13 protein-coding genes are annotated in these 15352 nt (G+C 60.5%); 5 read left to right on the top strand and 8 right to left on the bottom strand.

Annotated features, from left to right (window positions below; all coding sequences use genetic code 11):
- The first annotated feature begins 331 nt into the window (after nucleotides 1-331).
- Nucleotides 332-1105 carry a response regulator transcription factor gene (locus FJ978_RS04995; protein WP_013893290.1) on the top strand — a complete coding sequence of 258 codons (774 nt, stop codon included), beginning with the start codon at nucleotides 332-334 and terminating at the stop codon, nucleotides 1103-1105.
- A gap of 220 nt (nucleotides 1106-1325) precedes the next feature.
- On the top strand, nucleotides 1326-2000 hold the full coding sequence (locus FJ978_RS04990; protein WP_140570710.1) for a Crp/Fnr family transcriptional regulator: 675 nt from the start codon (nucleotides 1326-1328) through the stop codon (nucleotides 1998-2000).
- A 58-nt stretch (nucleotides 2001-2058) separates the two neighbouring features.
- On the opposite strand, the gene FJ978_RS04985 is transcribed toward FJ978_RS04990, so the two are convergent.
- Nucleotides 2059-3243 carry an acyltransferase gene (locus tag FJ978_RS04985; RefSeq protein WP_140570708.1) on the bottom strand — a complete coding sequence of 395 codons (1185 nt, stop codon included), beginning with the start codon at nucleotides 3241-3243 and terminating at the stop codon, nucleotides 2059-2061.
- Between the two features lie 451 nt (nucleotides 3244-3694).
- Here FJ978_RS04985 and FJ978_RS04980 point away from each other — a divergent pair, with 451 nt between their 5' ends.
- Nucleotides 3695-5770, top strand: coding sequence for an acyltransferase family protein (locus tag FJ978_RS04980; RefSeq protein WP_140570706.1), 2076 nt, complete (start codon nucleotides 3695-3697; stop codon nucleotides 5768-5770).
- Between the two features lie 74 nt (nucleotides 5771-5844).
- Here the strand turns inward: FJ978_RS04980 and FJ978_RS04975 are convergent, their stop codons facing one another.
- From FJ978_RS04975 to FJ978_RS04945, 7 genes are read right to left on the bottom strand one after another with little or no spacing between them, the layout of a single operon-like run.
- On the bottom strand, nucleotides 5845-6945 hold the full coding sequence (locus tag FJ978_RS04975) for a NeuD/PglB/VioB family sugar acetyltransferase (RefSeq protein ID WP_140570704.1): 1101 nt from the start codon (nucleotides 6943-6945) through the stop codon (nucleotides 5845-5847).
- Nucleotides 6946-6951: 6 nt separating this feature from the next.
- Nucleotides 6952-7884: a transketolase C-terminal domain-containing protein gene (locus tag FJ978_RS04970; protein WP_013893295.1), complete on the bottom strand. Its 933-nt coding sequence runs from the start codon at nucleotides 7882-7884 to the stop codon at nucleotides 6952-6954.
- A gap of 3 nt (nucleotides 7885-7887) precedes the next feature.
- Entirely contained in the window at nucleotides 7888-8895 is a 1008-nt protein-coding gene (locus FJ978_RS04965) for a thiamine pyrophosphate-dependent dehydrogenase E1 component subunit alpha (RefSeq protein WP_140570702.1), read from the bottom strand.
- Entirely contained in the window at nucleotides 8895-10070 is a 1176-nt protein-coding gene (locus tag FJ978_RS04960; protein ID WP_140570700.1) for a DegT/DnrJ/EryC1/StrS aminotransferase family protein, read from the bottom strand. Before FJ978_RS04960 ends, FJ978_RS04965 begins: the two co-directional genes overlap by 1 nt.
- 22 nt (nucleotides 10071-10092) lie before the next feature.
- The gene (locus FJ978_RS04955) at nucleotides 10093-10770 is read right to left on the bottom strand and encodes a PIG-L deacetylase family protein (RefSeq protein WP_140570698.1); all 678 of its coding nucleotides are present in this window, start codon (nucleotides 10768-10770) and stop codon (nucleotides 10093-10095) included.
- Nucleotides 10767-11429: a sugar transferase gene (locus FJ978_RS04950; protein ID WP_140570696.1), complete on the bottom strand. Its 663-nt coding sequence runs from the start codon at nucleotides 11427-11429 to the stop codon at nucleotides 10767-10769. The genes FJ978_RS04955 and FJ978_RS04950 overlap by 4 nt, the downstream gene beginning before the upstream one ends.
- Nucleotides 11426-12784 (bottom strand): polysaccharide biosynthesis/export family protein, encoded by a 1359-nt coding sequence (locus tag FJ978_RS04945; protein WP_140570694.1) that lies wholly within the window; start codon nucleotides 12782-12784, stop codon nucleotides 11426-11428. The genes FJ978_RS04950 and FJ978_RS04945 overlap by 4 nt, the downstream gene beginning before the upstream one ends.
- A 218-nt stretch (nucleotides 12785-13002) precedes the next feature.
- Between FJ978_RS04945 and FJ978_RS04940 the strand changes: the two genes are divergently transcribed.
- Nucleotides 13003-14151, top strand: a complete 1149-nt coding sequence (locus tag FJ978_RS04940) for a glycosyltransferase (protein WP_181176867.1) — start codon at nucleotides 13003-13005, stop codon at nucleotides 14149-14151.
- Nucleotides 14152-14172: 21 nt separating this feature from the next.
- Nucleotides 14173-15351: a glycosyltransferase family 4 protein gene (locus tag FJ978_RS04935; RefSeq protein WP_246678082.1), complete on the top strand. Its 1179-nt coding sequence runs from the start codon at nucleotides 14173-14175 to the stop codon at nucleotides 15349-15351.
- Nucleotide 15352: the final 1 nt, after the last annotated feature.

Below are 15352 nucleotides of genomic sequence, written 5' to 3'. Positions count from 1 at the left end.
CGGACGCGAGAAATTACAGTTTTAAAAACGACGTCACGTTAAATCCTCTTTTGCAATTCGTTATAGATTGCACGCGGCTCAGCCCCCGGCACCCTTTTCGTTGAGGATACACCTTTTGGTGGAGGCAGCCTTGACACTACGCATTTAGCGACCTGGGGTCTAATCCTGCCAAAAAAATGCGATTATATTCACGGTGTGCGTTTTGTCACACCGCCTCGCCAACCCACAAGTTATTACTAATGCATTAAGGAGGTGGGTCTTCGAAGCGAATTTCTCCGTTGGGGTGATTTTCGCGGGTGTTAGAGTTGAACCTTTGGGTTGGGGAAAAGCTATGACAATTCTGTCCATTAACGATCAGCCGGTCAAAACCGACTTGGCTCCCTATTCATCTGTCGCAAATGCCAATCATATCGGACCTGCTCCCTCACGGGAGGAGATGGAGATAGCGATCATCGATGACAGACCGCTGATGTGCGACTGTTTCGCCAGAAGCCTCGAACTCATCGAGCCATCATTTCGTATCCAACGCTATCCTACGGTCGAAGCGTTCGACGCTGCCAGCCCGGAGGAGACCGAACGCGTTTCGACCGTCTTGCTATGCGTCATGTGGTCGAATTCTCAGGCGGACTATCATCTGTCGCGGATTGCCCATCTCAAGGCAACCAGACCCTCTCTGGGAATCGTAATGCTCTCGGATATCGAAAGCTTTGATGATATTGTCAAAGCAGTGGAAAGCGGGACACGCGGTTACATCCCAACAAGCGTCAGCTTGCAGGTTGCTGCAAAGGCTATTCAGCTTGTCGCGGCAGGAGGGACTTTCGTACCGCCGAGTGTCCTCTTTAGTTCGGGCCAGGCGGTCAAGGACAGCCAGCCCGCCAAGCAGCCGCAGGGCGACAATGTTTTCACGTCGCGCCAGATGGCGGTGATCGAGGCGTTGCGGCGGGGCAAGGCAAACAAGGTGATCGCGTATGAGCTCAACATGTGCGAAAGCACGGTCAAGGTGCATATTCGCAATGTCATGAAAAAGCTTCGCGCGAGAAATCGTACCGAGGTAGCCTACATCCTCAACACAACGCCTTATGATGGTGTGAGCATACGGAATTGAGGCATGGCTGCCGCCTCGGTCAAAAAATGATGATTTCTTTTGCCCGCGGCAACCGTGCCGGTTGGCTTTGTCAGGCCCTCGAATTGGAGGGCCTGACAAAGCCTCGACATTTTGCAGGGTGCGAGGAAAGTTGAAACAGCCGCCAGATCGATATGCTGTTCCACAGACGGAGAGGGAGACCACTCCCGCAGCCGAAAGGAACACATCGCAAAGCCCGGACTTGGGCGATATCGAGCACTTCCACGCCGTTCGCCCTTCCACGCTGGCCGAGATGAACCGACGCTGTCATTGGTTCCATCTCGAAGACGGCGATGTCTTGATTCCGGCTGGTGAAAGGGTCGATCGAGTATTTTTTCTTCTGGAGGGCGAGCTTCGCTTCCCTGTCTATACCCGCACAGGCAAAATTGTATGGCTCCCATCGGCGCACGAGGGATCGCTCGTCAATGAAGTGGCTCTAAGCGGGGACCTTCTTGCGGTGCCTTATTCGATCGAAGCCGCGGGACCGTGCACCATTGCCTCCATCGGCAATCGGGCCTTCCTGGATATAATCAAGGACGATCCCGAGGCGCTTCAGGCCATTATCCAAATGCTGGTCGAGCGCCAGCACTCGTTTGTCGAGCATATCGTTGAACTCTCGACACTCAGCGTTCGATCGCGCGTGCATAGCGAACTGCTGCGCTTGTGTGTTGAAAGTATCGACACGGACGGTTCGGCGATGATTTCTCCCATTCCCACGCATACGGATCTGGCCAATCGCATCGGCACGCATCGGGAAGCGGTGGCGCGCGAACTCAGTTATCTGCAGAGTGTCGGGATTGTGCTGCGCCGCGCAAAGGAACTCTTTGTGCCCGACGTGTCTCGCTTGACGGACCTGCTCTCCAAGTCCGACGATTAATCAGCCATGGTCTCATGATCGGCCATGGTCTCAGGCCATGGACAGGCGCAGCCCTGCATTATCCCCGCAGCCATGCGAAGCGTTTGGTGCCTAAGCCAAGCCACGTCCGAACGGCATTCTGCTGCGATGTCGAGCGGTAGATCTTCTGATGATAGACCAGCTCATAGGGCCACAGTTCGAGGCTGCGGTTCGCGAGATGCGTGAGTATCCAGGTGATAGCGCTTGCAGCGACAATGAAGGCGCCCACCGAGACGACGACATTGGCGGTGAAGAGGTGAGCGTGCGAAAAGATGGAGCGGGTCAGAAAATACGTATAGGGGTGCACCAGATAAAGGCTGTAGCTGACCGTCCCGAAGTAGCGAAGAAGCCGATTGCCGAGAAGCAGCGAAGTCAAGCTGCTTCGCGACACCGCAAGGCCGAAATAAAGCGCCGTCGCAGCGACCAGCAATGGCACTTCGGCATTCTGGAAATCGGACCAGTGATAGTCGTAGTGGCCGCGAGTGGATATAAAGACGCACGTTGCCAGCGCCGCGCTCTCGGCCAGTCGATGGTGACCGACACGCATCCAATCATATCGATCGTAGGCGAGACGGATCAGGCCGCCGGCAACGAAATACAGGGCAATCGGATATCTGGCGATAAAGAGCACCGCGAGGAGACCCAGAGCGGCCAACCCAAGCTTGTTGGGGCGACGGATGGCAGAGAACACGAAGGCACAGGTGAACACATAGAACCAGACTTCGAACGTCAGGCTCCAGGCATTCGGCGTCAGCTGCTCTGTGTGGGCGAAAAGATTCAGGAACGTCAGTCCGGCGAGAATTGCGGTGAGATTGTTGGTCTCGGGATAAAGGTTTGTCGCGGCGTTCAGCGCGACGTAGAGCACGCTGAGAACGAAGAACAGCGGGTAGACGCGCAGGAACCGTCGGGCGGCAAACTCACGGGGACTGTAGTGCAGCGCACTCGGAAGGATCACGAAGCCACTGATGGCGAAGAAAAGGCACACACCGAAGGTGCCGAAATTCCAGAAAGGCCCAATGGCCGCTACATAGGCGGAGTTCGAGGCGTAGATATGCTCCGCCGTGCCGCCCAGGAGATGCGCGAAGAACACCATAAGCGAAGCGACACCACGAAGCCCGTGCGCAGCCACATTGAATGACTTGTCGGAAACTGGTTTCGCGGATGCGTCGCGCAGGACATGCGGTGCGTCCGATGGTTTCAGGGAAGGGGGATGCGCAACAGCCATTTGAGCCTTCAAATTGGACCCCGCAGACCATTCCAACCTACACCGATCCAGATTTTGCAATGCTCAGGAATTCGAAGGACACCCCTGCCCAAAAGTAGTGGGCTGGCGTGGGAAAACTCCACCCGATGATCGAGCAGCCGCGTTGCGGGATCGCGGACATTAACGGGACCCGTCTTCGCCGCAGGCGAGGGCTGAACCGCAGCCGGGGCGGGGCGTGACCTACACCGGATCGGAATTGGCGGGCTTTTCGGCAGCCAGGACGCCAAAACGGCCGCAAGTCGCCACGTCGAACCGCTCCATTCGGGAAAAGCCCCGGACCTTCGCGCTTCCCTCTTGTTCCAGAGGCCATTTCGATCATGTTCGCGGGGCCACGGCGTAGTCCGATTTAGCCGCAGGTTACCTCCTATTGCGGGCGGACAGCGGTTCGAGAGTGCCGTTATACAGCATCGGTATGTCACGCTTTCAGGCTCATCGGCTCAGCCTCGCTGCCGGCGTGATGTTGGACGGTCGAAAACCCTCTCGTCCGGCATCGCTCCATTCAGCACAGGCGGCTCCAACCTATCGAGCCGACATCGATGGTTTACGTGCCATTGCTGTCGTGTCGGTTGTGCTGTTTCACGCCGGTTTCACCAAGGTCGGCGGCGGCTATGTCGGTGTCGACATTTTCTTTGTCATCTCCGGCTACCTGATAACGCAATTGATCGCCAGGGATCTGCAGGCAGGCGAGTTCTCGGTCTGGCATTTCTACGAGCGGCGCATACGCCGCATTTTTCCCGCGTTGTTCGCCATGCTGGCGGTCTGTACGCTGGCATGCGCCTTCATCTTCTTACCCGATGACTTCAGACGTTTCGGCCGCAATTCCGTCGCCACGGCTCTCTTCTCGTCCAACATCGGGTTTTGGCTGAAGACGGGCTATTTTGATGGAGAAACGTACGACCAGCCACTCATCCACACCTGGTCACTGGCGGTGGAAGAGCAGTTCTACATCCTGTTTCCGATATTCCTTGTCTCGATCTGGCGCCTGGGAACCGGCAATGTTCGCAGTCTCATTGCGAGCCTCGCTGGAATTTCGTTCATCGCAACCATCGTGGTGATGCAGTACGACGATGCTGCCGCTTTTTACCTGACCCCATTCAGGGCGTGGGAGCTTTTGTTGGGCAGCCTCATGGCGCTCGAAGCCTTCCCACGCCTCACCAAGCGCTGGCAAAGTGAGGTGGCGACCTGGGCTGGACTGCTCCTGATCGCCGCCGCCGTGCTGGGTTATTCCGAGACGACTTCATTTCCTGGTATCGCGGCGCTCCTTCCGTGCATCGGAGCTGCCCTTGTCATTCACGGAGGACGTGAAGCGAGCTGCTGGGTCACGCGGCTGATTTCGACAAGGCCGTTCGTCGGCGTGGGCCTGATAAGCTACTCCCTGTATCTTTGGCATTGGCCGCTGATTGTCCTGGGCAGTTACCTGGCAATCGACGAGCTGAGTTCGCTTCAGTCTGTTGGCCTGGTGACTGCCTCGTTCACTCTGGCGCTCCTGTCCTGGCGATACATCGAGCGACCGCTCAGGGTGCCGTCGCGCGTAAGCCGCCCCGTGTCCGTCTTGGCTGGAGGTACTTTGGCCATCGTCGCCGTGGTGCTAACCGGTGCCGTGATCTACCATGACAATGGCTGGCCGACGCGCTTCTCCAAGGACGTGAATGTGTTGTCCAGCTATGCTTTCTCCGCCAACCCTGAAGCGGATAAATGCGCAAACGTGTTGCTTCAGCTTGCGGCAAAGTCTCCCTGTACAATAGGCACCTCTGAAAATGCCCGCATCTTCCTGTGGGGGGATTCTCACGCCGGAGCGCTGTTCGGCGCGATGTCCGAGTTGGCTGCGAATGGCGCAAGTACGGTCTACGGCGCCACTCCCCGCTGCCCCCCTCTGCTTGGTGTCGGAAGCGACGGAGCGTGCATCCAGGGAAACGATCTTCGGCTCAAATACGTCCTCGGCCGCCCAGAGCTGAAGACCGTTATAATCGCTGCCAGGTGGTCTCTCTACCTGGAGGGCCGTGCCGTCGAACTTGGACCGGCAGAACGCAACGGCGACCTTCCCCAGTTGCAGGACCGCAACGGCGTTCAATTCGACCGCTTCTCAAACGAGGCGCGCGAGGCATTCGAAATATCCCTGAGAAAAACTGTGCGTCGGCTCCTCGAAGCCGGCAAGAACGTGATCATCGTCTATCCCGTCCCAGAAGTGGGTTATGACGTCCCCTCCACGGCGGCCCGACTCGTAGCGCACGGACATGACCTGTCTGGCTTCAACGTGTCGGAGCGCCTCTACCGGGAGCGGCAGCAGATTGCGTTTGGCGTTCTGGACAGGCTGGGCCAACATCGCGGCCTCGTTCGCGTGTATCCAACGCAGGCGCTTTGTCCGCAGGAACGGTGTGTTGTCATGATGGGCGGAAAACTGCTGTATTTTGACAGCCACCACCTCAGCATCCCAGGGTCCGAGGCACTCGAGCCATTGCTTGCAAGAGCTCTGCGACAAGGCGCCTGAAGTTCCGAGGCTCAAAGCGCGTAGCGTTTGACGGAAACGCAGAAAGCCGTCTTGCACTTTGCTGGAAATCGCTTTTAGCGGAGGTGCCGGCGGCCCTGAGCGTCGACGATGGTGTTGTCCGCGACGTTTGCACTGATGTGCGCGCCGTTGTGGATCAGGCAACCGGCACCGATCTGGACGCCCAGCAGCACCGTGGCGCCCATGCCCACGACAGACATGGCCCCGACGCTCACCCCGCCGGCGACGATGGCGCCCGGGGTCAGATGCGCATGGTCCTGCACCACGCTGTCGTGGCAGACGACACTCCCCTGGTTGACGATGACGTTGTTGCCGATCGTACAGCGCGGGCCGATGCTCGCGCCGGCCAGAATATGACAGCCATCTCCGATCCTGGTCGCCTTGGAGACGATCGCGGATGGGTGGATCACAGGCGGCAGGATGAAACCCATGGCCGCGGCGCGTTCGAACATTGCCCGCCGCGCCTCGCTTGACTGGGCTCCGCCGATGCCGATGAAGGCGTAGCGGGTGCCCTCGGCAAGCAGACGCTCCAGGCTCTCTTGCGTACCGATCACCGAAATGCCGGCGCAGACGTGGTGGCCAACGGGCAAGGCCTGGTCGGTGCAGCCGAGGATCTCGTATCCGGAGCCGTCGAGAGCATCGATCAAGCACGCGGCGTGGCCGCCGCCGCCGATGATGACCGCCCGTCGCGTGGACGCGGAAGGAACGGCGGACTGCGCCCCGTCCGAACCTGCGACTATTGGCTCGGAGCGGCGGCCGGCCGCGGCGCGCACCTCGGCTTCGCCGATGCGGCCGTTGGAGGGCGTGACATCCGCCAGATCGATCCCGAGCTCGGACGCGGCCTTGCGGGCCTTGGCCGTTATCGTGACCTCTTTGACAGCGCTATCGGCTGGGCTGGCCGCTGCGGATGCGCTCGCATTTTCGTCGACGATCTCGCACAGCGTTGAGCCAACGGCGACGAAGTCGCCGATCTTGACGTCGAGCCGGCCGATTACCCCTGCCTCGGGGGCATTGACCTCAACGGCAGCCTTCGTGGTCTCAAGGACAAAGAGAAGAGCCCCTTGCTCTACGCCTTCACCCTGCACGACCTTGATCTCGATCAACTGAAGATTGTCCTCGTTGGCGTTAACCCGCGGGGCCTCGACAAGCACAGTCATGAAAGCTTAGCCTTTCTTGAACAGATCGATGCAGGCCGCCTGGATGGCGTTCACACCTGGCAGCAGATCGTCCTCCCATTCGCGGCTTGAGGGAATAGGATGGTTTGGCCCGGCCAATGCGCTGAAGTGCTTGACCCTACCGATCAAGGCGCGCGCACACTCGGACGCGAAGCCCCAGCCAGGAGAGCCCTCCTCCACGACGAGAACGCGGCTGCACTGGCCGACCTGGCTCAGGACCTCCTCGCCGGGAAAAGGCGACAGCTGTTCAACGGCCACCACGGTGGTTGCGATTTCCTCCTCTTCGGCGAGCTTGTTTGCAGCAGCAACCGCGTGCTCGACGCAACCCCCATAGGTCAGGATCACGATGTCCGAATCCGCCGGACGTGGAAGGGCGGCCGTGCCGAGCACGGGCCTCGAATACATGACCTTGTTTTCGATTATCAGGTGAGGGGACCGAGAAGCGAGGGCCCGGTGCAGGAGCGCGCCTGGATCCGCATACTCATGCGTTGCAAACACGGTAAGGCCCGGCACGCCGCAAAAATGCTTTTCCAGGCTTTGCGAGTGCGTCGGCCCATAGCCGCGCCGTCCACCCATGGGCGCGCGAATGATGATCGGCACCTCGACCTGATCGTTGTACATCCAACGAAACTTGGCTGCGTGGTTGATGATCTGGTCGGCGGCAAGGGCGATGAAATCTCCGAACATGAGTTCGACGATCACAGGCCTGCCCTTGAGGGCCATGCCCGCCGCCATGCCGACAATGCCACCTTCGCTGATCGGCGTCGTCCAGACACGATCCTGATACGCCGTGGACAGGCCCTTGGTCACTTTGAAGGCGCCGCCATAGGGGTCGAGGACGTCCTCGCCCATCACCACCAGCCGTAGATCGGCTTGCATGAGATCGTGGAGCGCGCGATTGATCGATTCGACGACGCGCATGGGTCAGCCTCGCGCCAGGGTTGCGGCAGCCGCGGATTCGACGGCGCGATCCACGGCAGATCGACAAAAGGCGTCGATCTCCTCGAACTGCGCGACACGCTGGCGCATCGGGGGGATCGGATCCCGGGCTCGAGCCTGTTCAAGCCGCAAGGGCGACCGGGTATCATCTCCCTTGCTGTGGGGACCGATCCGTTCGGTCCGCAGATAGAGCCAGCACGGGCGGCCCTCGGCGCGAATATAGGCTACAGCCTCCTGGGCAAGCTCACATATCTCGACGGGGTCGTTGCCGTCATAGGCGAACGTGCGGATGCCGAAAGGTTCGGCCCTGGCGATGATCGAACCGGAAACGGTGAGATGTTTTGGGGTGGTTTGGGCGATGTCGTTATCCTCGACCACAAAAAGCACCGGGGCACCGAAAACCGAAGCGAGGTTCAGGCTCTCGTAAACAGCCCCTTCACCCATCGTTCCATCGCCCAGGAAGACCACCGCGACGGCGCCCTCGTCCTTTCGTGCCAGCGCGCAGCCAACCGCCACGGGCGCTATGCCGCCTTGGATTCCATTCGAGTGGAAGTTGCGAAAACACAGGTGCTGACTGCCGCCGCGCCCCCCGCAAATGCCGGTTACGCGCCCCATGATCTCGGCAATCAGGCCCTCGACTTCACCCGAGTAGGCAATGAAATGACCGTGGCAGCGGTGATTGCTCCAGACAATGTCGCGATCCCGGTCAAGAGCGTTCACCACCCCCACCGCATTGGCTTCCTGTCCGATGGATGTGTGCGTGGTGCCGAACAGCAGCCCCTGGGAAAACAGCTCCAGCAAGCGCTCCTCGACAAGCCGGATGAGGATCATCTGCTGATAAAGCCGGGCCTCGGTCGGCAATTCGAACCCAAGCAGCGTCCTTTTTTCCTGAGGAAGGGTAAGGTTCTGCAATGCTGAAGACGGCACCAATTTCAGCTCTCCAAAGGAAGGCGCCGGAATGGCTCCATCTTTCCTGATGGCGTGCTCGTTCATCAGGCCGCCTCGAGCTGGCGCGAAGCCGCGACAAGGATGGACCGCGTCGTCGACGCTGCCGCCGCCGTTTCCTCGATCGTCCAGGACGGGTCGACCAGGAACGCGATGCTCGTTTCACCAAGCTGCCGCGCGACGGGCAGTCGCTCGGACGGCGCCACGCCGGCATCCGCGAAGGCATGCTCGAGATAGATTTCGGAACAGCTGCCCGAGAAGCACGGAACGCCTGCCGCGTTGACGGCCGCGATCAGCTCGTCCCGCGACCATCCCGAAGACAACATCTCCGGCTTGATATAGAAATAGCATCGATACCAGGCATGCCTGTGTGCCGGATCGAGCCGGGGCGTGTACAGCATCGGCAAATCGGCAAGCGTGTTTATCCAGATGGCAGCATTGCGCTCGCGTTGGTGAATCCAGTCGGGCAGGCGTTCGAGCTGCCGCAAGCCAAGCACGGCCTGGATGGACGTCATGCGCCAGTTGGTGCCGATGCTGTCATGCAACCAGCGGAATCCGGTCGGCCGATGAGGGGCAAAGACCACATTATAGTTCTTGCCGTGGTCCTTGAGGCTCCAGGCGGCAAGCCACAATTTCCTGTCGTCCATCGCGACAAGCCCGCCTTCGCCGCCCGTCGTGATGATCTTGTCCTGGCAGAACGAAAATGCCGCTATGTCACCGAAGGAGCCGATCGGCCGTCCGTTGTATTCGGCTCCATGCGCCTGGGCGCAATCTTCGATCACCTTGATGCCGCTGCGCTTTGCAAGTTCCATGATCGGCGCCATGTCGCACGGCCATCCGGCGATATGCACGACAATGACGGCCTTTGTCCGCGCCGTTATCTTCGGCGCGATCGTTTCGGCGGAAAGATTGCCCGAGGTCGGGTCGACATCGGCGAAGACAGGTGTCGCACCGGCAAACATGACGCAAGCGGCCGACGCGACGAAACTGCGGGGCGTTACGATCACCTCGTCGCCGGCGCCGATGTGGAGGATCTTCATTGCAAGATCCAGCGCGAGGGAGCCATTGGCCAGCGCCACGGCATGACGTCGGCCGAGGCTGCGCGCGTAAGCGCGTTCGAAGCTCTTCACATGGTCGCCGGTCCAGGCGTTCACCCGGCCAGACCGCAGAACGTCCACGACATCGGCTATCTGTTCTTCGTCGTAAATCGGCCAGCGTTTCATCTCGGAACACTCCAGCTAGAATTCAGATGACATTTCTAAGAAGGACAAAGGCCTCGGCCGCCCTCAAATGGACGGCGGTGCCCCTAACGATCGCCAGCGCCCGTAATGTTTCGATCGAACGCTCGTGCGGGAAATTCTTGATCTGCGAAGCAAACATCGACGCAGCTTCGAGTTTGCGGTCGAGTGTCGCCTGGATGTCTATGAAGACATTCGGCACGAAGCTCGGCGTGACATAGGGTGCATTCCAGTTCGTTTCAGACACCGTCTCGTAGGCCATGATCGTCCGCGGGTAGTGCGATTGGGTGGGACGGGCGGCAACCAGCGACGACAGGAAGATCAGCTGGTGGTCCATATGAACATCGCCGACGAAGGGTATAAGCAAGGTGTCCGGCTTGACCGCCTGCAGCAGAGCTTGCAATGCCGCATTGACGGTCGAGTGCGGTGTCTGGCCGAGCTGCGCAGCGGGCAGATCAAGCCAATGCGTGTGTCGCACGCCCAGGCCGGCATGAGCCGCCTTCGCCTCACCGCGGACCTGCTGCGTCATCTCCTCGGTGAAGGCAGGCGGACAGCCTCGCGTAACAACCGCGACATGGACTTCCCCGCCTTCCGCGGCGACCCGGGCTATCGTGCCGCCACACCCCAGAACCTCATCGTCGGGATGCGGCGCGATCACCAGGAGCCGACCAAGGGCCGAGCTCATGACAGAACCGTCCCGGCGGGCATCGCCTTCAAAGCGTGATCGACATGGCGGCGGTCAATGCGTTCGCCCAACAGGGCCACCAGGACGGTCAGGATCAGTATCTGCAGATCGAGCCAGAGATTGCGGTTGCGCACATACCAGAGATCAAGCGCCAGCTTTTCACCGTTGGTGAGACGAGTATTGCCGTTCACCTGTGCCCAGCCAGACAGGCCCGGACGGATCGTGCAGCGAATACGTCCCAGGTCGCCGAAGTCGGCGATGGTGGCTGGAAGCAACGGGCGCGGCCCTATGAACGCCATGTCGCCCTTGGCTATGGAGACAAGTTGAGGCAGCTCATCGATACGGATGGCGCGCATCAGCCGGGTGGCGGGCGTCTCGCGCAAGGCGTCGGGCAGCAGCACTCCATCCGCATCGCGCCCTTCATGCATCGTACGAAACTTGCAGATGACAAAGGGGCGGCCTGCCAAGCCGCTGCGGGTCTGGCGAAAGAACAGTGGACGACCGACACTCGCCCAGACAATTGCGGCAGCCACCATCCATAGCGGCAGGCTGAGGATCAAAAGCACCACCGCGGCGAGACGGCTGGGCATCGCCCGGCCTATCGGCACGCGAGCGGTCAGTTCGGGAGACCGGGCCATCGGATTGCTGAGACCGATCATTGTGACGGCCCCACCTGGACGGGAGGCGGTGCCGCGACAGGAGCGTCAAGACGGCTGGCCAGGTCCAGGGCATTGTCCAGACGGTTTATCGACACCAGGATCGTGTCTCCGGCTACAATCGGATCGTCGAGGGTCGCCACCTTGGTGGCTATCTGGCCGTTCTGCTTGCGGCGGATTTGGTAAGTGAACGCGATGGTGTTGTTGGTGCGTGTCTGTTCCGCCGCCAGTGTGCTCAGCAGCAGGATCTGCTCCTCGGTCGACTCGCGAACCGAGACCAGGCGCTCGATTTCAGAATTGTGGGCCTGAAGCTCCGTCAGCGCTGTGTGCGTCCAGGTCTGGGTGGCGTCGTCCAGGTCACGCTGCAACTGGCTCAATTCCCGGCGAACCGTCGACGCCTGATTGTAGATTTCAAGCAGATGCGACTGCTGCGTGGTCGCCTCGCGCTCGGCGTTCGAGAGATCGGTAAGGGTGACGATGCCTTTCTTGTTGAGGGCCCTGACACGCTCGAGATCGGCTTGCGACGAAGCGATCACAGTCTTCTGTATGTCCGATAGCTGTTCAATATTGGCGAGGGCGATGTTCACTTCGTCGATCCCCGCCAACAGCTGCTTGCGACGTGTGGTCAGTGCGTGTTGATCTGTTTCAAGGATCCGCTGTTCCGTCGGAAGCAACGTTGCGAGCAGATTGGCATTCATGAGGCCTCTGATCTTGGGAGGCAGATCCAGCTCCGAGATCTTGTCGTTGTTTGCCAACTGAGCCTTGATGCGCGCGGCGGCGACGGCTTCCTTGGCAATCTGCACCACGCTTTCATCAAGGGTTCCGCGCAGCCGGGCGCGCGTTACCACGCGATCCTCGGCAGTGGCTCCGCCCGTCGACTGACCACCGGCAAGCGCCACCGCCTGCTCCACCGTCAGTGCTGGCTGGTACGGAAACGAGCCCGGCGCCTTGACATCCCCAAGGACAAAGATCGGACGGAAGCTGACCACCGCCAGGGCTATATGCGGGTCATTGAAGAACTCACGGTCGATGAACGCCTTGCGGATATGCTTCAAAGCGTCAGGCACCGTCAGGCCGCCAACTTCAAAGCTGCCGATCAGCGGAATGTTGACCGCGCCATCGCTGGCCACTGTCAGCTGTTCGGCAGGAAGCGCGTCGTCAATGAAGTCGAACGAAACCACATCGCCGACCGAAAGCTTGTAGCCGTCGTCAGCCGCGGCCCTGGCAGCGATCGGGCAAGCCAGGATCGCCACAACAGCGGGGACCGTGATCCGGGCATGTTTCAGCGCTTTCGCGAGGATAACGGTCCACGAGCCTATCGATCGCCCGCTCCGTGCCGGATTGCAAAAAGACGCCATGGAAGCCCACCACAGAAATTTCCTGTGAAGACCCTAGCGACACCTGTGCGCGGACAATGAGTCATACATTTGGTGGAGCAGTGACAACCTTCGGTCTCGTGCCCACCCAATTTGGCTAACTGGATGTCGATCGTAACCAACGTATGGTGCGGCAGGATACTGTCGGCCGATTGAACGCTTCCTTGTGGCGGAGCGCCGCAGACAGCTGGGAAGCTTGCGTGCACACAAGTGTTCTTCACACGATCACCAGTCTCGACGTTGGCGGCGCCCAGGTCATGCTTGCCCGTTTTCTTGGCCGGATCGACCAAAACCGCTTCTCGTCTTCGGTTCTATCGCTGCTTTCACCTGGGCCGTTGGCCGCGCAAGTGAAGCATACAAATTCCGGGCTCGCGTCGATCAGCATGACGGAGCGGCCGCGGCCGCGCGATGTCTTTCGGCTGACCCGGTCGATAAGCAGGGCAGCGCCCGATCTTCTTCACGGATGGATGTATCACGGCAACGTCGCGGCAACGCTCGGCTCGGTGCTGGGGCTCAACTTCTCGCCGGTAATCTGGAGTATCCATCACACGGTTCGCGATCTCGCCGACGAGAAACCGTTGACGCGTCGGCTGATCCGGCTCTCGGCCCGGCTGTCGAGCCGCGCCAGCGCAATCTCATATTGCTCGCGCGTGGCCGCCGACGATCATGAGCGTCTGGGTTTTGACCCGCGCCGCAGGGTGGTCATTCCGAACGGAACGGATTGCGATCAGTTTTCTCCCGCCGCCGACGCCGGTGCGAAATTGCGCCGTCTGTTCGGCTTGCCGCCCGAACGGCTGATCATCGGCCATGTGGCACGGTTTCATCCCATGAAAGACCAGATCAGCCTGGTTCGGGCCATCAGCCGTGTGTTGGCGCAGGGATATGACGTTCAGGGCGTGTTTATCGGGGAGGGGCATGCCGACGGGCCGGTGCGGCGCGCCGCCCGCGATCTCGGCATAGACGACCGTATTACAACACCGGGCATCCGCAGTGACGTTGCCGATCTCATGCCGGGCTTCGATGTCTACGCGCTTTGTTCAGCGTGGGGCGAGGCTTTTTCCCTTGCTGCCGGCGAGGCGATGGCAAGTGGCGTGCCGGCGGTGGTGACGGAGGTCGGCGACTCCGGCTGGCTCGTCGGCGACAGTGGAGTGGTCGTTCCGCCCCGGGACAGTGAAGCACTGGCCGCCGGCTTGATCAGGCTTGTCGGCCTTGAGCCGGCCCAGCGGCGCGCTCTGGGCCAACAGGCGCGTCGCCGCGTCATGGAGAACTTCTCACTATCGCTTTACGTCGATCGGCACCTGGAACTCTACGCAACAGCTCTGGGGCGTCGTCGCCTTATCTCGAGCTGACAGGAGTGACTGGTGGTTGTCATGCACGCGAATGGTCGAGATCATTTTCCCGCCGGCGGGGACGATGCGATGCGCCGCAAGCGGATCGTCGTCATCGCAAGCCTGACGCGTTCGCTCGTCAATTTTCGCCTCGAATTGTTGAAAGCCATGGTCGCCGCCGGGCACGAGGTCATCGCGCTCGCCCCCGACAATGACGAGCAGGCCATCGCCAGGCTGGGTGCGATTGGCGTCAGCTTCCAACAGATTCCGATGGCCAGGACAGGCACCAATCCGCTGGCCGATCTGCGAACGCTCAAGGCGCTCTACCGGCTGATGCGCCGCCTGGCTCCCGACATCGTCCTGCCCTACACGATGAAGCCGATCATCTATGGCGGGCTGGCGGCGCGGCTTGCCGGAGTGCCTCGGCGGTTTGCCCTCTTCACGGGATTCGGCTTCATATTCAGCGGCAGCGTTACGGGCCTGCGTGCAACTGTCCTGCGCCGGTTGAGCATTGGCCTCTACCGCTCGGCCCTGATGGGCTGCGAAGCCGTTTTCGCCTACAATGAAGCCGATGCTCTCGACATCCGGCGCCACAGGATGGTTTCCGCGACCACGCCGGTGATCAAGGTTGCGGGTTCCGGGGTGGACCTGACACTGTTTGCAGCCAGCCGCCCCCCACCCGGGCCACCCATCTTCCTCCTGATTGCTCGCTTGCTGCGCGAGAAAGGGATTGCCGAGTTTGCCGCCGCCGCGCGCATCCTGAAGGCCAAGCACCGTACCGCGCGTTTCCAGATTCTCGGTCCGTTCGATCCCAGTCCCCTCTCCATCTCGAAAGCCGAAATGGACCAGTGGACCAGGGAAGGAGCCGTGGAGTATCTCGGCGAAACGCACGACGTCAGCCCGTACCTGACCGCATCCACGGTGTTTGTGCTGCCGTCCTACTATCGCGAGGGCATTCCCCGCAGCGCACTGGAGGCCTTGTCGACGGGCCGGCCGATCATCACGACCAACGCGCCCGGCTGTCAGGAAACGGTTATCGACGGCGAGAACGGGTTTCGGGTCGAGCCACGCGACGTGAATGCGCTTGCCGCGGCGCAGCGGGCTTTTCTCGAAGATGAGGAACTCGCCGCCAAAATGGGCGCCAACTCAAGAAAGCTCGCGGAAGAACGCTTCGATGTGCACAAGGTGAACCATACCTTGCTCGAGGCGATGGGGCTGTAAC

It is taken from the genome of Mesorhizobium sp. B1-1-7 (assembly GCF_006442705.1).
GTDB lineage: Bacteria > Pseudomonadota > Alphaproteobacteria > Rhizobiales > Rhizobiaceae > Mesorhizobium > Mesorhizobium opportunistum.
Note: the sequence above shows the minus strand (reverse complement) of the source record. Positions and strands in the feature narration are given on the sequence as shown.